General features: G+C 62.2%; 18 protein-coding genes and 1 pseudogene. 11 read left to right on the top strand and 8 right to left on the bottom strand.

Going from position 1 to position 18,470, the window contains the following annotated elements; genetic code table 11:
- Positions 1 to 24: 24 nt before the first annotated feature.
- The 3 genes from yfiR to yfiB are packed head-to-tail and all read left to right on the top strand — an operon-like array spanning position 25 to position 2,372.
- Complete coding sequence (yfiR, locus tag AC07OF_RS14675) at positions 25 to 600, top strand: regulatory sequestration protein YfiR (protein WP_476446050.1); 576 nt, start codon at positions 25 to 27, stop codon at positions 598 to 600.
- A complete protein-coding gene (dgcN, locus tag AC07OF_RS14670) occupies positions 597 to 1,868 on the top strand; it encodes a diguanylate cyclase DgcN/YfiN (RefSeq protein WP_157194333.1) in 1,272 nt (423 codons plus the stop codon). The genes yfiR and dgcN overlap by 4 nt, the downstream gene beginning before the upstream one ends.
- Positions 1,869 to 1,922: 54 nt before the next feature.
- On the top strand, positions 1,923 to 2,372 hold the full coding sequence (gene yfiB, locus AC07OF_RS14665; protein WP_157194811.1) for an outer membrane lipoprotein YfiB: 450 nt from the start codon (positions 1,923 to 1,925) through the stop codon (positions 2,370 to 2,372).
- Here yfiB and AC07OF_RS14660 read toward each other — a convergent pair.
- On the bottom strand, positions 2,369 to 3,316 hold the full coding sequence (locus AC07OF_RS14660; protein ID WP_157194332.1) for a LysR family transcriptional regulator: 948 nt from the start codon (positions 3,314 to 3,316) through the stop codon (positions 2,369 to 2,371). The two genes, yfiB and AC07OF_RS14660, sit on opposite strands and share 4 nt — an antisense overlap.
- Positions 3,317 to 3,453: 137 nt before the next feature.
- Between AC07OF_RS14660 and AC07OF_RS14655 the strand changes: the two genes are divergently transcribed.
- The gene (locus tag AC07OF_RS14655) at positions 3,454 to 4,980 is read left to right on the top strand and encodes a CoA-acylating methylmalonate-semialdehyde dehydrogenase (RefSeq protein ID WP_157194331.1); all 1,527 of its coding nucleotides are present in this window, start codon (positions 3,454 to 3,456) and stop codon (positions 4,978 to 4,980) included.
- 10 nt (positions 4,981 to 4,990) lie between these two features.
- Complete coding sequence (gene mmsB / locus AC07OF_RS14650) at positions 4,991 to 5,878, top strand: 3-hydroxyisobutyrate dehydrogenase (RefSeq protein ID WP_157194330.1); 888 nt, start codon at positions 4,991 to 4,993, stop codon at positions 5,876 to 5,878.
- A gap of 101 nt (positions 5,879 to 5,979) precedes the next feature.
- Here the strand turns inward: mmsB and AC07OF_RS14645 are convergent, their stop codons facing one another.
- Together AC07OF_RS14645 and AC07OF_RS14640 are read right to left on the bottom strand one after the other, a co-directional pair.
- Positions 5,980 to 6,324, bottom strand: coding sequence for a cupin domain-containing protein (locus AC07OF_RS14645; RefSeq protein ID WP_038614945.1), 345 nt, complete (start codon positions 6,322 to 6,324; stop codon positions 5,980 to 5,982).
- A gap of 47 nt (positions 6,325 to 6,371) precedes the next feature.
- Positions 6,372 to 7,298 carry a LysR family transcriptional regulator gene (locus AC07OF_RS14640; protein ID WP_157194329.1) on the bottom strand — a complete coding sequence of 309 codons (927 nt, stop codon included), beginning with the start codon at positions 7,296 to 7,298 and terminating at the stop codon, positions 6,372 to 6,374.
- Positions 7,299 to 7,375: 77 nt separating this feature from the next.
- Here AC07OF_RS14640 and AC07OF_RS14635 point away from each other — a divergent pair, with 77 nt between their 5' ends.
- Positions 7,376 to 8,140, top strand: a complete 765-nt coding sequence (locus AC07OF_RS14635) for a sulfite exporter TauE/SafE family protein (protein ID WP_157194328.1) — start codon at positions 7,376 to 7,378, stop codon at positions 8,138 to 8,140.
- On the opposite strand, the gene AC07OF_RS14630 is transcribed toward AC07OF_RS14635, so the two are convergent.
- On the bottom strand, positions 8,130 to 8,444 hold the full coding sequence (locus AC07OF_RS14630; RefSeq protein WP_157194327.1) for a putative quinol monooxygenase: 315 nt from the start codon (positions 8,442 to 8,444) through the stop codon (positions 8,130 to 8,132). The genes AC07OF_RS14635 and AC07OF_RS14630 overlap by 11 nt on opposite strands.
- Before the next feature lie 198 nt (positions 8,445 to 8,642).
- Here AC07OF_RS14630 and mdaB point away from each other — a divergent pair, with 198 nt between their 5' ends.
- The 3 genes from mdaB to ggt all read left to right on the top strand — a co-directional run bounded on the left by mdaB (position 8,643) and on the right by ggt (position 11,982).
- Complete coding sequence (gene mdaB, locus AC07OF_RS14625; protein WP_038614936.1) at positions 8,643 to 9,233, top strand: NADPH:quinone oxidoreductase MdaB; 591 nt, start codon at positions 8,643 to 8,645, stop codon at positions 9,231 to 9,233.
- Positions 9,234 to 9,300: 67 nt separating this feature from the next.
- Complete coding sequence (locus AC07OF_RS14620; RefSeq protein WP_495073039.1) at positions 9,301 to 10,197, top strand: LysR substrate-binding domain-containing protein; 897 nt, start codon at positions 9,301 to 9,303, stop codon at positions 10,195 to 10,197.
- A gap of 117 nt (positions 10,198 to 10,314) precedes the next feature.
- Positions 10,315 to 11,982: a gamma-glutamyltransferase gene (ggt, locus tag AC07OF_RS14615; protein ID WP_495073038.1), complete on the top strand. Its 1,668-nt coding sequence runs from the start codon at positions 10,315 to 10,317 to the stop codon at positions 11,980 to 11,982.
- 111 nt (positions 11,983 to 12,093) lie between these two features.
- Here ggt and AC07OF_RS14610 read toward each other — a convergent pair whose 3' ends face one another.
- From AC07OF_RS14610 to ypfJ, 3 genes and pseudogenes are all read right to left on the bottom strand, one after another.
- Entirely contained in the window at positions 12,094 to 12,807 is a 714-nt protein-coding gene (locus tag AC07OF_RS14610; RefSeq protein WP_442604625.1) for a methyl-accepting chemotaxis protein, read from the bottom strand.
- Positions 12,808 to 12,948: 141 nt separating this feature from the next.
- A pseudogene (locus tag AC07OF_RS14605) lies at positions 12,949 to 13,878 on the bottom strand (methyl-accepting chemotaxis protein); the annotation flags it as partial.
- A 334-nt stretch (positions 13,879 to 14,212) separates the two neighbouring features.
- Positions 14,213 to 15,094: a KPN_02809 family neutral zinc metallopeptidase gene (gene ypfJ / locus AC07OF_RS14600; RefSeq protein WP_038614926.1), complete on the bottom strand. Its 882-nt coding sequence runs from the start codon at positions 15,092 to 15,094 to the stop codon at positions 14,213 to 14,215.
- Between the two features lie 200 nt (positions 15,095 to 15,294).
- Between ypfJ and pcaH the strand changes: the two genes are divergently transcribed.
- Positions 15,295 to 16,014: a protocatechuate 3,4-dioxygenase subunit beta gene (gene pcaH, locus AC07OF_RS14595; protein WP_157194323.1), complete on the top strand. Its 720-nt coding sequence runs from the start codon at positions 15,295 to 15,297 to the stop codon at positions 16,012 to 16,014.
- 11 nt (positions 16,015 to 16,025) lie between these two features.
- On the top strand, positions 16,026 to 16,631 hold the full coding sequence (pcaG, locus tag AC07OF_RS14590; RefSeq protein ID WP_157194322.1) for a protocatechuate 3,4-dioxygenase subunit alpha: 606 nt from the start codon (positions 16,026 to 16,028) through the stop codon (positions 16,629 to 16,631).
- 79 nt (positions 16,632 to 16,710) lie between these two features.
- On the opposite strand, the gene AC07OF_RS14585 is transcribed toward pcaG, so the two are convergent.
- Positions 16,711 to 18,429, bottom strand: a complete 1,719-nt coding sequence (locus AC07OF_RS14585) for an FAD-dependent oxidoreductase (protein WP_157194321.1) — start codon at positions 18,427 to 18,429, stop codon at positions 16,711 to 16,713.
- Between the last annotated feature and the right edge of the window lie 41 nt (positions 18,430 to 18,470).

Below are 18,470 nucleotides of genomic sequence, written 5' to 3'. Positions count from 1 at the left end.
GCTTGTTTGTAAGAGATTTCCTTGATGAAAGTGGCCGCCCCGACTTCGGGACGTGTGACGAGTCGGGGGCGCTCGCTGATGGCTGCGTTGCCGCTGCTGTTCGGCGCGCTGGCCTCTGCCGAGAGCAAACCGACCTCGACCCTGGCCGAGCAGCGCGCCACTGCCGTGACTCAGGTGGTCCTGGGCATTCTCAGCTACGCCCGCTGGCCGGTGGAGCCGGATCAGTTGCGTTTGTGCCTGGTCGGTCCCACTGAATACGCCGATGATCTGGTCAAGGGCACCACACAAGCCACTGGCCGGCCGGTAGTGGTGCGGCGCTTGCTCGCCGGCGACCCGCGCATCGCCAATGAGTGCGATGCAATCTACCTTGGCCAATTGAGCCCGGACGAACGCGCTCAGTTGTTCAGCGCTATCAGTGGTCATCCGGTCTTGAGCATCAGCGAAGCCGACGACCCTTGCACGGTAGGCAGTGTGTTTTGCCTGCGGGTCAGTGACCGCCAGGTGGCGTTCGAGGTCAACCTTGATTCGGTAGCGCGCAGCGGCGTGCGCATCCATCCCTCGGTGCTGCAGTTGTCGCGGCGACGGGCGACACAGCCATGATCGGCTTTGGCTGGGGGCGTCAGCGTCCGACCCTGCGCGCAGTGCTGGGGCGTCGCCACTTGAGCGTGGCCTTGCTGGCGGTGGGCCTGGCCGGTGTTGCCCTGACGGTGCTTGGCGTGCTGGCGCTGCGCGTGTATGCCAATCACAACCTGCACCTGATCGCCCGCTCGATCAATTACACCGTTGAAGCCGCCGTGGTCTTCAACGACAGCAGCGCGGCGAATGAAGCTCTGGCACTGATTGCCTCTACAGAAGAGGTGGCCGATGCCAAAGTGTTCGACGACAGCAACCAGTTGCTCGCCCGTTGGCAGCGCAGTGATGACAGCTTGCTCGCGCAGATGGAGCAACGGGTGGCTCGCAGCCTGTTGGCAGAGCCAATCGTCATGCCGGTGCTACATCAAGGCCAGCAGGTTGGTCATATCGAATTGACAGGGCAGGGTGGCAGCCTGGTGCGCTTCCTGCTCAGCGGCCTGGCCGGCATCCTCCTCTGTACCGTACTCAGCGCCCTTGGCGCGTTGTACCTGTCGCGGCGTATGTTCGGCGATATCGTAGGCCCCTTGCGCAGCCTGGCCGCGGTGGCGCACGCCGCGCGGCGTGAACGCAGCTTCGACCGCCGTGTGCCTGAGGCGCAGATCGCCGAGCTCAACGAGCTGGGCAATGACTTCAATGCCTTGCTCGACGAACTGGAAAGCTGGCAGAGCCATCTGCAGAGCGAGAACGAAAGCCTCGCCCACCAGGCCAGCCATGACAGCTTGACCGGTTTGCCCAATCGGGCCTTTTTCGAAGGCCGGCTCAGCCGCACGCTGCGCAATGCCAGCAAGTACCGGGAGCACATGGCGCTGCTGTTCCTCGACAGTGACAACTTCAAGGACATCAACGACAGCCATGGTCATGCGGCCGGCGATGAAGTACTGGTCAGCGTCGCCACTCGGGTGCGCGCGCAGCTACGCGAGAATGATCTGGTCGCGCGCCTGGGCGGTGACGAATTTGCCGTGCTGCTGACGCCTCTTCACAGCCGCGAAGATGCCCAGCGCATTGCCGAGAAAATCATTGCCAGCATGCGTCTGCCTATTCGTCTGGGAGAAGGGCAGAGCATCGTCACGTCCCTGAGTGTCGGCATAGCTTTCTTCCCGGATGACGGTCAGACGCCGTCGGATTTGTTGAATGCCGCCGACGCGGCGATGTATCAGGCCAAGCGCAACACCCGTGGCCAGTGGCAAGCGGCAGAGACGGAGAGCTCTGCCAATCATGTAAAAAACAGGAGCTGAACCGTGACACACCTGAGTCGATACCTGCGTTTTCACTTTGCCTGGCTGGCGCTGATGCTGCTGGCCCTGAGCGGTTGCCAAAGCGTGCCGCCCAAAGGCCTGACGGCTGAACAGATTGCCCTGCTCAAGCAGGAAGGTTTCCGCTTGACCGACGAAGGCTGGGAATTCGGCCTGTCGAGCAAGGTGCTGTTCGGCAGCGACCTGGACGCCCTCAATCCAGAGAGCCGGAGCATTGTCGAGCGCATCGGCAAGTCGCTGTTATCGGTGGACATCCAGCGGGTACGCGTGGATGGGCATACCGATGCTTCGGGCAGGGATGCCTATAACGAGCAGCTGTCGCTGCGCCGGGCCAAGAGCGTGGCCAACGCTCTGACTGCCGTTGGCATGCGCCCGGAAAACGTCGAAACCCGTGGGTTGGGCAGCCGCGAACCGGTGGCCAGCAATGACACCCGCGCCGGGCGCATGGAAAACCGCCGGGTGGCTATCGTGGTGGCGTCTGACTAATCGGCGAAGCCCATCGTGCGCGACTCGCCCATCAGCAATGGCGTGTTGCGCTCGGTCACCTCGCGGATGTAATCCCACAACAGGGTGATCCGCTTCAACTTGCGCAGGTCCTCGCGGCAGTACATCCAGAACTGCCGGGTAATCTCCACCTCTTCAGGCAGAATCGCTACCAGGCGCGGATCCTGCGCGGCCAGGAAGCACGGCAGAATCGCCAGCCCGCGACCCTGCTGAGCCGCCACGTACTGGGCGATCACGCTGGTGCTGCGCAGGTTGGCGCTGGCGGCCGGAATCAGGTTGGCCAGGTACAGCAACTCTGAACTGAAGGCCAGGTCGTCGACGTAACTGATGAACTGGTGACGCGCCAGGTCGCTGCTGCGAGTGATCGGTTCGTGGCTGTCCAGATACTCCTGGGTGGCGTATAGGCGCAGGCGGTAGTCACACAGTTTGCAGCAGACATACGGCCCATGTTCCGGGCGCTCCAAGGCGATGACGATGTCCGCTTCGCGCTTGGACAGGCTGATGAAGTGCGGCAGCGGCAGGATGTCCACGGAGATGGCCGGGTAGGCATCGACGAAGTGGCTCAACTGCGGGGTGACGAAGAAGCTGCCAAAGCCCTCGGTGCAGCCCATGCGCACATGCCCGGAAAGCGCCACGCCGGAGCCTGAAACCTGCTCGCAGGCCATGTGCAGGGTGCTTTCGATCGACTCGGCATAACTGAGCAGGCGCTGGCCTTCGGCGGTCAGGATAAAGCCGTTGGTCCGCGACTTTTCGAACAGCAAGGTGCCCAGTGCCAGCTCCAGCGAGCTGATCCGCCGTGACACCGTGGTGTAGTCCACCCCCAGGCGTTTGGCCGCGCTGCTGGCCTTGCGGGTACGGGCCACTTCAAGAAAAAACTTCAGGTCATCCCAGTTCAGGGCGCCCAGCGAGGTGATGTTTTTTTGCATGTTGGTCCGGCTTTTATGTGCGTTTTTATTGGATCTTTGCACATCTATACTCCAAAACAAGCCCTAGACCCAAGCGTCCGTCGAGGCTACCCCGGCGACGTCGATCTCTCCCTAACAACAATTTCAGGAGAACGCACATGAACGCATCCCTTACTCCCGGCCAGACCAAGGTCGACCAGGTCAAGCTGCTGATCGACGGCCAGTGGGTCGAATCGAAAACCAGCGAATGGCGTGACGTGGTCAACCCGGCCACCCAAGAAGTACTCGCCCGTGTGCCGTTCGCCACTGCTGAAGAAGTCGACGCCGCCATCGCCGCCGGCCAACGTGCCTTCCAGACCTGGCGTGACACCCCGCTCGGCGCGCGCATGCGCATCATGCTCAAGCTGCAAGCTTTGATCCGTGAACACTCCAAGCGCATCGCCGTGGTTCTCAGCGCCGAGCAGGGCAAGACCATTGCCGACGCCGAAGGCGATATCTTCCGCGGCCTGGAAGTGGTCGAGCACGCGTGCAGCATCGGTAGCCTGAAGATGGGCGAGTTCGCCGAGAACGTCGCCAGTGGTGTCGATACTTACACTCTGCGTCAACCTATCGGGGTCTGCGCCGGTATCACCCCGTTCAACTTCCCGGCGATGATCCCGCTGTGGATGTTCCCGATGGCCATCGTCTGCGGCAACACCTTCGTGCTCAAGCCGTCCGAGCAGGATCCACTGTCGACCATGATGCTGGTGGAGCTGGCGCTGGAAGCCGGTGTACCGGCCGGTGTGCTGAACGTCGTACACGGTGGCAAGCAGGTGGTCGATGCCCTGTGCACGCACCCGGACATCAAGGCGATCTCCTTTGTCGGTTCCACCGAAGTTGGCACCCACGTCTACAACCTCGCCGGCAAGCATGGCAAGCGCGTGCAGTCGATGATGGGCGCGAAGAACCACGCGGTGGTGCTGCCTGATGCCAACCGTACCCAGACCCTCAATGCCCTGGTCGGTGCCGGCTTCGGTGCGGCCGGTCAGCGTTGCATGGCCACCTCGGTGGCGGTGCTGGTAGGCAAGGCACGCGAATGGCTGCCGGAACTCAAAGAGCTGGCGGCCAACCTCAAGGTCAATGCCGGTAATGAGCCGGGCACCGATGTCGGTCCGCTGATTTCCAAGCGCGCCAAGGAGCGTGTGCTGGGCCTGATCGAAAGCGGGATCAAGGAAGGCGCCAAGCTTGAACTCGATGGTCGCGATGTAAGCGTGCCAGGCTACGAGCAAGGCAACTTCGTCGGCCCGACCCTGTTCTCCGGGGTGACCACCGACATGCAGATCTACACCCAGGAAATCTTCGGCCCGGTGCTGGTGGTGCTGGAAGTCGATACCCTCGACGAAGCCATCGCCCTGGTCAACCGCAACCCCTTCGGTAACGGCACCGGCCTGTTTACCCAGAGTGGCGCTGCGGCGCGCAAGTTCCAGAACGAAATCGACGTCGGTCAGGTCGGCATCAACATTCCGATTCCGGTACCGGTTCCGTTCTTCAGTTTCACCGGTTCCCGTGGCTCCAAGCTCGGTGACCTGGGCCCGTACGGCAAGCAAGTGGTGCAGTTCTACACTCAGACCAAGACTGTCACCAGCCGCTGGTTCGATGATGACAGCGTCAACGACGGTGTGAACACCACCATCAGCCTGCGCTAAGGAGTTGATCATGCGTATTGCATTTATCGGTCTGGGCAACATGGGCGCGCCGATGGCGCGCAACCTGATCAAGGCCGGGCATCAACTGCAACTGTTCGACCTGAACAAGAGCGTACTGGCCGAGCTTGCCGAGCTCGGCGGGACGATCAGCAGCTCGCCACGCGATGCCGCGCAGCAGAGCGACATGGTCATCACCATGCTGCCAGCCGCCGCGCATGTGCGGGGTGTGTACCTGAACGAAGACGGTGTGCTGGCCGGTGTTCGTGCCGGCACGCCAGTGGTCGACTGCAGCACGATTGATCCACAGACCGCCCGTGAAGTCTCGGCGGCTGCGGCGAAGCAGGGCGTGGACCTGGCCGATGCGCCGGTGTCCGGCGGCACCGGTGGTGCGGCGGCGGGCACCCTGACGTTCATGGTCGGCGCCAGCGATGAACTGTTCGCCACGCTGCAGCCGGTGCTGGCGCAGATGGGCCGCAACATTGTGCATTGCGGTGCGGTGGGGACCGGGCAGATTGCCAAGATCTGCAACAACCTGCTGCTGGGCATCTCGATGATCGGTGTGTCGGAAGCCATGGCCCTGGGCAATGCCCTGGGCATCGACACCAAAGTGCTGGCGGGCATCATCAACAGCTCCACCGGGCGTTGCTGGAGTTCGGACACCTACAACCCGTGGCCGGGCATCATCGAAACGGCTCCGGCCTCACGTGGCTACACCGGCGGTTTCGGTGCCGAACTGATGCTCAAGGATCTGGGCCTGGCCACCGAAGCGGCGCGTCAGGCGCATCAGCCGGTGATCCTCGGTGCCGTGGCGCAGCAGCTGTACCAGGCCATGAGCCTGCGCGGTGACGGCGGCAAGGATTTCTCGGCGATTGTCGAAGGCTATCGCAAGCCCGAGTAAAAGAGCATCGCCAGCAAGGCTGGCTCCTACAGGTACTGCGCACACCTGATTCTGTAGGAGCTGGCCTTGCCAGCGATGGGCTGCGTGCAGCCCTGAAGTCGTCAGGCAAAAACGAAGTATTTGCGCACGGTCTCCACCACCTCCCAGGTGCCTTTCATCCCCGGTTCGATGACGAACACGTCGCCCGCTTTCAGATGCACCGGCTGCTCACCTTCAGGGGTGATCACGCAGTAGCCGTCGAGGAAATGGCAGTACTCCCACTTCTCGTAATTCACTTCGAACTTGCCCGGGGTGCAGATCCAGGTGCCCATGATCTTGCTGCCATCCTCGGACAGGTAGGCATTGAGGTTCACCGTGTGCGGGTCGCCGCCGATGCGCTTCCACTTGGTCGCATTCAGCACAGGGGTAGGGCAGGTGTCGCGTAGAACGGTGATGAAATCGGACATGTCAGCTCCAGATGATCTGATGAGAGGTCCGTCACCATAGGTCCGATCTAACCGGGGGAGTTGTCTGGGGTCGACGTCGAGCGCTCGATCTGCGCCTCACGCAGATAGCGCACCAAGGCCTGGCCATGCCCCGGCAAGCGCGTGAAGTCGCGGGAGCAGAGCAGCAACTGGCGCTGCGCCCAGGGTTCCGCCAGCTTCATGCTGTGCAATGCCAGCACACCCTGCCAGCGCCGGACGGCTGCCAGTGGCACCACGCCCAGTCCGGCACCGTGGGCCACCATGCGAATCACCCCGTCGAAGCTCTCCGCCCGGACCCTGACCTGCATCCGCCGCCCCAGGTGCAGGGCTTGTTCTTCCAGGTGCAGGGCCAGGGCGCTGTCGCTCGACAAGCCGACAAAGCCATGCGCCAGGGTGTCGGCAAAACGCAGCCCGGATTGTGCTGCCAAGGGATGCCCCGGCGCCATGATCAGCACCAGCGGATCGTCGCGAAAGGGCAGGGTTTGCAGATGCTCGCTGGCGGCGGCGGTGGAAATGATGCCGATATCCGCCGCACCCTGGGTAATGGTCTGGACGATACGCAGGCTCGGCAATTCCTGGATGTCGAGGGCGATGGCCGGGTGGTCGGCGAGAAAGCCGGCGAGCAATTCCGGGAGGTATTCGCTCAGGGCCGCGGTGTTGCACAACAGCCGTACCTGGCCTTGCAGGCCTTGAGCGTACTGGCCCAGGTCGAACTGCAGGCGCTCGACCTGCTGGCCGATCAAGCGCGCATGTTGCAGCAGGGCTTTGCCTGCGGGCGTCGCTTGCACGCCACGGCGATTACGCTCCAGCAAGGGCGTACCGAGGGAGGCTTCCATGGCGCGGATCCGCGCACTGGCGGCCGGTAGCGACAGATGGCTGCGTTGTGCGCCCGCCGTGATGTTGCCGCACTCCAAGGTATGCTGGAACAGTCGCAGGTCGATCAGATCAAAATGCATGAGCCTCTGCCTGGGCAATAGTCTGGCTCAGTATATGGCAGATTTTCAGGCGTCCGTATCGCAGGCAACATCGGCGCATGACGACCCTATTTGGTTTTTATCAGGAAATCGGCCCGGCGCTTTCACTGCTGGTGGCATTCACCTTTCTGCTGGCGGGGGCGGTGAAAGGTGTTATCGGCCTGGGCTTGCCGACCATCGCCATGGGCCTGCTGGGCCTGGCTATGTCACCGGCGCAGGCTGCGGCCCTGTTGATTGTGCCCTCGACCCTGACCAACCTCTGGCAGTTGGCGGCGGGCGGACATCTGCCGGCCTTGTTGCGGCGGCTGTGGCCGATGCTGGCGATGATCTTCATCGGCACGCTGCTGGGCAGTGCCTGGCTGGGCATCAACAGCGGCGAGTGGGCGGCACAGGCACTGGGCGGCGCATTGCTGGTCTATGCGCTGTACGGTTTGTTCGGGCGTGGTTTCAGTGTGCCGCTGGTATGGGAGCGCTGGTTGGGGCCTCTATGCGGACTGTTGACCGGTTTGATCACCGCTGCCACCGGTGTCTTTGTCATTCCTGCGGTGCCCTACCTGCAGGGGCTGGGCCTGAACCGCGACGAGATGGTCCAGGCACTCGGCCTGTCCTTCACCGTCTCGACCCTGGCCCTGGCGTTGGGCCTGGCCGGCCAGGACGCGCTCGGCGCCGAGGCGCTGGGCGCGTCGCTGCTGGTGCTGGCGCCAGCGCTGCTGGGCATGCTGTGCGGCCAGTGGCTGCGCCAGCGCATCAGTGCGGCATTGTTCAAGCGCTGCTTTTTTACCGGCCTGGCAGTGCTAGGCGCGCACCTGTTGCTCAGCGGCTAGCCGAGGACGGGCTGAGCATTTCGATCAGTTGAATGTCGAAGTCGCGCTCAAGGTAGTCCATGCGCTTTTCGAAGAACGCTTGCATGTGCGGCAGGGCCGAGTGCACGTCCAGTGCGGCCTTGCTGGCCCAGATTTCGTAGAACACGAACAGGCTTGGATCTTCCTTGTCGCGCAGCATGTGGTATTCGATGCAGCCAGGCTCGGCGCGGCTTGGCTCGACATAGGCGCGGAACAGGGCTTCGAAGGCTTCGGCTTGTTCCGGACGGGTCTTGGCTTTGAGAATGAAGCCGTAGGGTTCGCTCATGAGGTCGACCTCTGGTGGGAGAGGACCTGATTTTATTTCAATAATGTAGATGTGATTCGTGCTTTTAAGTCAAAAGTATTTTGCCCCGACGACGGTTTTTCCCACGCTGTGCATCCCCTAATCTGCCGCCATCCAAATTCAACCGGTCCCAGGCCGTCGCAGACAGCGCAGCGGATCGAACGACAGATGAGGCAAGTGATGAAAAAAGTCCTGTTGCTCAACGGCGGTAAAAAATTCGCCCACTCCGATGGCCGTCTGAACGAGACCCTGCACGAGGCCGCCCTGGCGTTCCTCGACCGCGCCGGTTTCGACATCAAGACCACCTACATCGACGGTGGTTACGACAACGCCGAAGAAGTGCAGAAGTTTCTCTGGGCCGACGTGATCATCTATCAGATGCCGGGCTGGTGGATGGGCGCCCCCTGGACCGTCAAGCAGTATCTGGATGAAGTCTTCACTGCCGGTCACGGTAGCCTGTATGCCAACGACGGCCGCACGCGTTCCGATGCCTCGCAGAAGTACGGCAGCGGCGGTCTGATCCATGGCAAGCAGTACATGCTCTCGCTGACCTGGAACGCGCCACAGCAGGCGTTTGATGACCCGAGCGATTTCTTCGAAGGCAAAGGTGTCGATGCGGTGTACTTCCCGTTCCACAAGGCCAACCAGTTCCTCGGCATGAGCGGTCTGCCCACCTACCTGGCGGTGGATGTGATGAAGCGCCCGAACGTCGAAGCCGCAGTGGCCGCCTACGAGCAGCACCTGGCCCGGGTTTTCCAGATCCCGGCCTGATGAAACCTTGCGCTGGCCGCGCCAAGCGGCTATCTATCACGGCTGTTGCTCACCCCAAGGTACAGCCGTGAAAGCCAGGTCCGATGAATTACAGGTGTTTGTCTCGGTGATCGAGTGCGGCTCGATTTCCGCCGCCGCCGAACAGAGCGGGCAGACGCCTTCGGCGATCAGCCGCACCCTGTCGCGCCTGGAAGCCAAGCTCGGCACGACGCTGATCAACCGTACCACCCGGCGCATGGACCTGACCGAAGAAGGGCGATTCTTCTTCGAACGGGCCAAATCGATCCTGCAACAGATGGACGAACTTGAAGAGCACCTGTCGGTGCATCACCAGACGCCTTCCGGACGCCTGCGCATCAATGCCGCCTTGCCCTTCATGCTGCATGCCATCGTGCCCTGGGTCGGCGAGTTCCGCGCGTTGTACCCGCAGATCCAGCTGGAGCTCAACACCAGTGACCTGATCATCGACCTGATCGAGCAGAGCACCGATGTCGCCATCCGCATCGGCGAGCTGGCCGACTCCAGCCTGCATGCCCGCTCCCTCGGCTGCAGCCCGTTGAACGTACTGGCCAGCCCCGAGTACCTGGCGCGTCATGGCACGCCGGAGCGGGTTGAAGACTTGCAGGCGCATTCGCTGCTCGGCTTTACCCAGACCGAAACCCTCAATCATTGGCCGTTGCGCCATGTCGAGGGGGACCGCCTGCTGATCCGTCCGAGCCTGTCGGCTTCCAGCGGTGAAACCTTGCGCGAGCTGGCCCTGGCCGGCGAGGGTATCGCCTGTCTGTCGCACTTCATGACCCACGAAGATATTCGCACCGGCCGTTTGCAGGTGGTTTTGCCCGAGCACAGCAGTGGCTATCGGCAACCGATCAATGCGGTGTACTACCGCAACTCGCAGTTAGCCCTGCGCATTCAGTGCTTCCTCGATTTCATCCAGCACAAGCTGGCGGTCTACGCCTGCTGATCGCTCTCGCTGCGACATAAGCTTGCTGCGAGCGGCGATTTTTCCTGCGGTGTTTGATTAGTTTTCTGACATCAGCCTTAATGGCTGTTCAACGAAAACAACACCAAGGAAGCTCTCATGCGCGTTGTGATGTTCCGAACCCTGGGCCTGAGTGCCGCGATACTCGCCAGTTCATCGGCTTACGCTGTGACGTTGGAAGGTGGCGCGGTGGCCGCACCCGATCAATATGGTGCACAGGTGGCCGCCGAAGTTCTCAAGAAAGGCGGTAACGCGGTCGACGCCGCTGTCGCCACCGCCTTCACCCTGGCCGTGACCTACCCCGAAGCCGGCAACATCGGCGGCGGCGGTTTCATGACCCTGTACATGGACGGCAAACCCTACTTCCTCGACTACCGCGAAGTGGCGCCCAAGGCTGCCAGCCGCAACATGTACCTGGATGAAAAGGGCGAGATCATCGAGAACCTGAGCCTGGTCGGTTCCCGCGCCGCTGGCGTGCCGGGTACGGTGATGGGCTTGTGGGAGGCGCATCAGAAGTTCGGCAAGCTGCCATGGGCTGAGCTGATCACCCCGGCAGTGGGCTACGCCAAGAACGGTTTCAAGATCGCTGCCAAGCAGTATCAATACCGTGAAGATGCTTTGGGCCTGTTCAAGGACAGCACCAACTTCAATGATTATTTCGGCAACATGAAAGTCGGCGAGACCTTCAAGCAGCCGGAGCTGGCGCAAACTCTGGAGCGTATCGCCGACAAAGGTGTCAGCGAGTTCTACCAGGGCAAGACCGCCGACCTGCTGGTCGCGCAGATGCAGGCCGACAAGGGCCTGATCAGCAAAGACGACCTCAAGGATTACAAAGCGGTGTGGCGTGAGCCGATGGGCATCGAGTGGCGCGGCAATATGGTTTATACCGCGCCGCTGCCAAGCTCCGGCGGGGTCGCGCTGGCGCAACTGCTGGGCATCAAGGAAAACCGTGCGGCCGACTTCAAGGGTGTCGAACTGAACTCGGCGCGCTACATTCACCTGCTGGCGGAAATCGAGAAGCGGGTGTTCGCTGACCGTGCCGACTACCTGGGCGACCCGGATTTTTCCAAGGTGCCGGTGGATAAGCTGATCGCCAAAGACTACATCGCCAAGCGTGCCCAGGAGGTCAATCCGACCGCCATCTCCGACACCGAGAAAGTCCGTCCGGGCCTGGAACCGCATCAGACCACGCACTTCTCCATCGTCGACAAACAGGGTAACGCGGTCAGCAACACCTACACCCTGAACTGGGACTACGGCAGTGGTGTGGTGGTTAAAGGTGCAGGTTTCCTGCTTAACGACGAGATGGACGACTTCAGCTCCAAGCCGGGTGTGGCCAACGCCTTCGGTGTAGTCGGCGGCGACGCCAACGCCATTGAGCCGGGCAAGCGCATGCTTTCTTCGATGGCGCCGACGCTGGTTACCCGTGATGGTCAGGTCACCCTGGTACTGGGTACACCGGGCGGTTCGCGGATCTTCACCTCGATCTTCCAGGTGCTGAACAACCTGTATGACTACAACCTGCCGCTGGAAAAAGCTGTAGCCGCGCAACGCGTGCATCACCAGTTGCTGCCTAAGGACACCATTTACTTTGACGCTTATGCACCACTGACCGGCAAGGTCGCGTATGAGCTGAAGAAGATGGGCTACACCCTGGAAGACCAGGGTTGGGAGATGGGCGATATCCAGGCGATCCGTGTCAGTGGTACGGCGCTGGAAACTGCTTCCGATCCGCGTGGGCGTGGGGTAGGGCAGGTAGTGAAGTAAGCGCAGCCTGTGGGAGCCGGCCTTGCCGGCGATGGGGCCTCTTGCCCGGCTGTGCCGGGCATCGCCGGCAAGGCCGGCTCCCACAAGGATTCAACCGCTTTCAAGCAACGGTCAGACGCGGAAGTGGCTGACCATGGTCTGCAACTGATTACCCAGACGCGCCAGTTCAACACTGGATGCCGCCGTCTCATCGCTGGCCGCCGCCGTCTGTTCCGACACATCGCGCACGTTGATGATGCTGCGGCTGATCTGTTCGGCCACCGCACTCTGCTGCTCGGCTGCCGCGGCGATCTGCTGGTTCATCGACTGGATGTTCGACACTGTGCGGGTGATGCTTTCCAGCGAGGCACCGGCCTTGCGGGTCAGTTCGACGCTGCTGTCGGTCAGGTTACGGCTGCCGAGCATCACATTGGCTACCTGCTGAGTACCGCTCTGCAGGCCGGCGACCAGCTCTTCGATCTCTTCGGTGGACTTCTGCGTGCGTTGGGCCAGGCCACGAACCTCGTCGGCAACCACGGCAAAACCACGCCCGGCTTCACCGGCACGGGCCGCTTCGATGGCGGCGTTGAGCGCCAGCAGGTTGGTCTGTTCGGCCACCGACTTGATCACGTCCATGACGCTGCCGATCTTCTGGCTTTCCTGTTGCAGCAGGCCCATGGCTTCAGTGGAGCGGTGCACTTCTTCGGCCAGGCGTTCGATCTGGCTGATCGCCTCGGCAACCACCTGGTCACCGGCACGCGCTTGCGCGTCGGCGTCGGTAGCCGCAGACGAAGCGTGCTCGGCATTGCGCGCGACTTCCTGCACGGTGGCGGCCATTTCGTGCATGGCGGTGGCGACCTGGTCGGTCTCGACTTTCTGGCTGTTGACCCCGGCGCTGGTTTCTTCGGTCACGGCCGATAGCTCTTCGGCGGCGCTGGCAATCTGGGTGACGCCATCGCGGATGCCGCTGATCAGATCGCGCAGGGTCGAACCCATGCGCTGGATGCCCTGTTGCAGCACACCAAGCTCGTCGCGACGGGTAACGCGCAGGTCGTGGGTGAGGTCGCCCGCGGCGATCTTTTCCACCACGGCCAGGGTTTCGCGCAGCGGCCGGGTGATCTGGCGGGTAATGATCACCGCGGCCAGCACACCAACCAGCAACGCCAGCAGCGTAGCGGTGAGCTGCAGGGTACGGGCCTGGGCACTTTCGTTGTCACGGCGTTCGAGCTGGATCTTGTACAGTGCGTCACTGATCTTGACGATGGTGGCGCCTTGTACGGTCATCTCCTGGCGAGCGACGGCAACATCGGCGGTGGCATCGCGGAACTGACGCACGGCGTCACGGTAGGCCAGCACTGCGCTTTCGAACTGCTGGATGCGCGCGGCTTCGTTCGGCATCTGGCGGTTCAGGCTGGCGATCTCGGCCAAGGCGCCATCGAGCTGGCGCAGCGCCAGTTGTTCGGTTTCGCTGCTGATGTCGGCGATATAGCTGCGCACGGCCAGGCGCACTTGGAACAGCTGTTCCTTGGCCTGGGTGATGGTGCGGAATTGTTCCAGGCGGCTGGCGTCACCTTCGGGCAGGGCGAGGATGTCGCGGTTGATCGCCTCGACCAGGTCGATGGCGCGTGCAGCGGCCAGGTTCATCGCATCGCGCGCGGCCATGCTGGTCTTGTAGCCGGCGCGCATCTTGTTAATCGAAATCTGATACGCGTTGATGGTCTGGCCCAGTTCCTGGAGCAACTTGACGTTTTCCGGGCTCTTGAAGCTTTTCAGCAGCTTTTGCTGCTGTTCGCTGAAGGCATTCAACTTGACCTGGACAGCGCCGGCGGCGGCGTCGTCGCCATTGGTCAGCATGTACTGCAGGCGGGTGATGCGCAGATCGGTCAGGTCACCGTTGAGCTGGGTGATGTCGCTCATCCAGTTACTGCGGTCGATCAGCCCACCCATGCTGTTCCAGCCGGTCAGGGCCAGCAGGCTGGTGAGCAGCAGCACCAGGCCGAAGCCCAGGCCGAGTTTCAGGTTGACGCTGATGTTGGCAAACCAGCTATTCATACGATCCCTCCAGGAATGTTGTGCTTCTTGATCCATATCGCTGGAAGGTTGTTTTTGTTGAAGGCCAGTCGATCTTCTGAGCAGGATATATCGGCGGCTTGCGCCGGAGCTGAAACGCTTTTTCAGCAAAAATGCTCAACGGTAGTTTCGGCGTATTTCCGCGGCAGGCTCAGGGCTGCCGCAGATCTACAGGAAGGGATTAGAGGGCGCGGCTGGTGAAGGTGTCACATTGGTTGATATCGCCCTTGGCAAAGCCGGTTTTGAACCAGCGCACGCGCTGTTGCGAGGTGCCATGGGTAAAGGAGTCCGGCACCACCCGGCCCTGGCCTTTCTGCTGCAGGCGGTCGTCGCCAATGGCGTTGGCGGCGTTCAGGGCTTCTTCGATATCGCCGGGTTCGAGCCAGTTCAGGCGTTGTTGCGCCTGGTACGCCCAGACGCCGGCCAGGCAATCGGCTTGCAGTTCCTGACGCACCAGCAGGCCGTTATCGCCTTCCATTCGCTCACCCCGCTGACGCGCGGCCTGGACCTTGGCCGACACCCCAAGCAGGGTCTGCACATGGTGGCCGACTTCGTGGGCGATGACATAGGCCTGGGCGAAATCGCCGGCAGCCGCGAAGCGCTGTTCCATTTCGCGGAAGAAGCTCATGTCCAGGTAGACCTTCTGGTCGGCCGGGCAGTAGAACGGGCCGACCGCCGAGGAGGCGAAGCCGCAGGCCGAGTTGATCTGGCCGCTGAACAGGGTCAGGGTCGGGTCTTTGTACTGGCGCCCGGCCTGGGCGAAGATCGCCCGCCAGGTGTCTTCGGTGTCACCGAGGATCGAGGCGACGAATTCGGCCTGCTCGTCATTGGCCGGTGGTGCCTTGCCGGTGTCGGTACTGACCGGCGCACTCTGCTGGCCCATCTGTCCGGTCAACTGGCCGAGAATCTGTAGCGGGTCTTGCCCGGTCATCCAGCCGATGCCGACGATCAGCAGGATCGCACCGATGCTCAGGCCCTTGCCACCGCCGAAGCGCATGCCGCCGCCACCCTCGCCACGGGCATCGACCACATTGTCGCTACGCCTGCCTTTTCGCCATTGCATGAGTGCTCTCCCGCGCTTGGAAACATGAGCACAAAGATTAGTTCACCGCGTGTCGCTCTGTCAGATTCCTGATAGACACATAACCATTTGGTTATCAAAGGCGAGGTTATTTTCAATATTCCTCAGGCCGGACATGCCGGAAACTGCAAGCTCGCCTGCCACGCCCAGGCGTTCCAATAATTCCAAGACAGGAGAACGGCATGTCTGCGCAAGACAATAGTCGCTTCGCTATCCGTGATCGCAACTGGCACCCGAAGGCCCTTACTCCGGATTACAAAACCTCCATTGCCCGTTCGCCGCGTCAGGCCCTGGTGAGCATTCCGCAGTCGATCAGCGAAAGCACAGGCCCGGACTTTTCTCACTTGAAGTTCGGCCAGCATGACCATGACCTGCTGCTCAACTTCAACAACGGCGGGCTGCCCATTGGCGAGCGGATCATTCTCGCCGGGCGTGTCTGTGACCAGTACGGCAAACCGGTTCCGCATACCCTGGTGGAAATCTGGCAGGCCAACGCCGGTGGCCGCTACCGTCACAAGAACGACCGTTACCTGGCACCGCTGGACCCCAACTTCGGTGGCGTTGGTCGTGCCCTGACCGACAGCGAGGGTTACTACAGCTTCCGCACCATCAAGCCGGGTCCGTACCCTTGGCGCAATGGTCCCAACGACTGGCGTCCGGCGCATATCCATGTGTCGATCAGCGGCCCGTCGATTGCCACCCGCTTGATCACCCAGCTGTATTTCGAAGGTGATCCGTTGATCCCGATGTGCCCGATCGTCAAGTCGATCGCCAATCCCGAGGCGGTGCAGAGCCTGATCGCGCGGTTGGACATGAGCAACGCCAACCCGATGGATTGCCTGGCCTATCGCTTCGACATCGTCCTGCGCGGCCAGCGCAAGACCCACTTCGAAAACCGCTGAGGAGGTTTCCCATGCCTATCGAACTGCTGCCGGAAACCCCTTCGCAGACTGCCGGCCCGTACGTGCACATTGGTTTGGCCCTGGAGGCCGCCGGCAACCCGACCCGCGACCAGGAGATCTGGAACCGCATGGCCCGGGCCGATGCGCCGGGTGAACATATCCTGGTGTTCGGCAACGTTTATGACGGTAACGGCCATCTGGTCAGGGATTCGTTCCTGGAGTTCTGGCAGGCCGACCACAATGGCCAGTACCAGGGCGATTTCGACCTGGAGCAACCGTTCAACAGCTTCGGCCGCACCGCCACCACCTTCGATGCGGGTGAGTGGACCCTGCACACCGTCAAGCCAGGCGTGGTGCGCAATGCGGCTGGCGTGCCGATGGCACCGCACATCAACATCAGCCTGTTTGCCCGCGGGATCAATATCCATCTGCAGACGCGTCTGTACTTCGATGACGAGGCCCAGGCCAACGCCCAGTGCCCGGTGCTTAACCTGATCGAGCAGCCGCAGCGGCGCGAGACCCTGGTGGCGACCCGCTGTGAGGTGGATGGCAAGCTGGCGTATCGCTTTGACATCCGCATTCAGGGTGAGGGCGAGACGGTGTTCTTCGATTTCTGATTTGTGATGAAGCTATCGCGGGGCAAGCCCGCTCCCACAGGGGGTTCACCCTCCCGGTGGGAGCGGGCTTGCCCCGCGATCATTCGTACTCAGTCACCCCGGCAATATGCCGTCCGGCGATGTAGCCAAACGTCGCCGCTGGCCCCAGATTGATCCCGCCTGCCGGGTAATGCCCACCCATGATGCTGGCCATGTCGGTTCCCACTGCATACAAGCCGTCGATGGGTTGACGCTGGCTGTCCAGGACCTGGGCATGCTGATTGGTCCGCAGTCCGGCAAAGGTGCCAAAACAACCCGGCTCGACTTTTACTGCATAGAACGGCCCTTGCTCGATCGGCGCCACGCACGGATTCGGTGTGTGCAGGGCGTCGCCCTGTTTGCGGTTGTAGGGCGTCGAGCCGCGGCCGAATGCCGGGTCTTCACCCAGGCGGGCATGGTCGTTGTACTCATTCACGGTATCGTGCAAACCTTGTGGATCGATGCCACAGGCGCGCGCCAGCGCTTCGATGGTCCTGGCGGTTTTCAGGTAGCCCGAGGCAATGAATGGCTGCAGCGGCAGCGGATAGGGGCGGGACATGCCGAGGCCATAGCGGCGCTGAAAGGCGTGGCTGCAAATCAGCCAGGACTCGACCTTCTCACCGGGTGCCTGGGCGACCATGGCGCTGACGTAGTCGTAGTAGCCATCGGCTTCGTTGACGAAGCGTTTGCCGTTGGCCAGTACGCCGATGATGCCGGGTTTGCCGCGCTCGATGATGTGCGGGAAATGGCCGACTGTGCCGTCCTTGTGCGGCACCCGTGAAACCGGCGCCCAGGCCACCGGGCTGTGCAGGTCGTCGGCGACCTGGCCACCGACACTTTCACCCAGACGCAGGCCATCACCGTTGGCGCCCAAGGGCGGCAAGGCCAGGTGTTCATGGCCGCTGGGCGTGCGCGGGAACAGGGCCTTGCGCCGCTCGATGTCATTGGCAAAACCGCCGGCGGCGAGAACCACGGCCTTGCGCGCATGAATACTGACAGGGCCGCGCGCAGTGTCGATCACCGCGCCGCAGACTCGGCCCTGCTGGTGAAGCAGCCGTTTGGCCGGCGCCGACTCCCAGAGCAATACCCCCAGATCTTCCGCCGACCTGGCCAGCCGTGCGACCAGGGCGACGCCGTTGACCAGGTGCATGGCCCGGCCGTGCAGGGCGAGGTCGAGCAGGTGACGGCTGAAGCGCTTGCTGACGTGCAACAGTGAACGCCACGAGCGGGTCAGGGTCAGGAAGGCGCCCAGATCTTTGCCTGCCATGATCGGCATGCCCATGAACGAGGTTTCGCGCATGGTTTTGCGCAGGCGCTTGAGCAGTTTGCCGACCTGGCGTCCGTCATAGGGCGCGGCAATTACCGAGCGTCCACCGGTACCGGCGCCAGGCGTATTGCCGTGGATGTCGGCAATGCCGTTGCCGTCGGCGAATTGCAGCGCCGTATGGCGCTCGAAGAACGACACCATGTTCGGCGCCGCTTCAAGAAAAGCGTCGATCATTTGCGCGTCGAATCGCTCGCCCAGTTCGTGTTCCAGGTAGGTACGCGGTTGGGCACGCTCCTCGATGATGCCGGCGCGTTGCGCCAGCGGATTGCACGGTACCCACATCCAGCCGCCGGACCAGGCTGTAGCACCACCGAACACCGGGTCCTTTTCCACCACGATGACTTTCTGCCCATGCCAGGCGGCGGTTACCGCCGCAGACAAACCGGCAGCGCCGGAGCCGATGACCAGTACATCGCAATCCACGCGGGTAGACATGGGGGTATCGACAGCCATGGGCAGTGTCTCCTCGAACAGTAAGTTTTGTTATATTCTGG

Source organism: Pseudomonas sp. GW821-FHT10B02 (genome assembly GCF_059415665.1).
The sequence above is the reverse complement of the archived record's forward strand: the minus strand, read 5'-3'. Positions and strand labels throughout refer to the sequence as shown.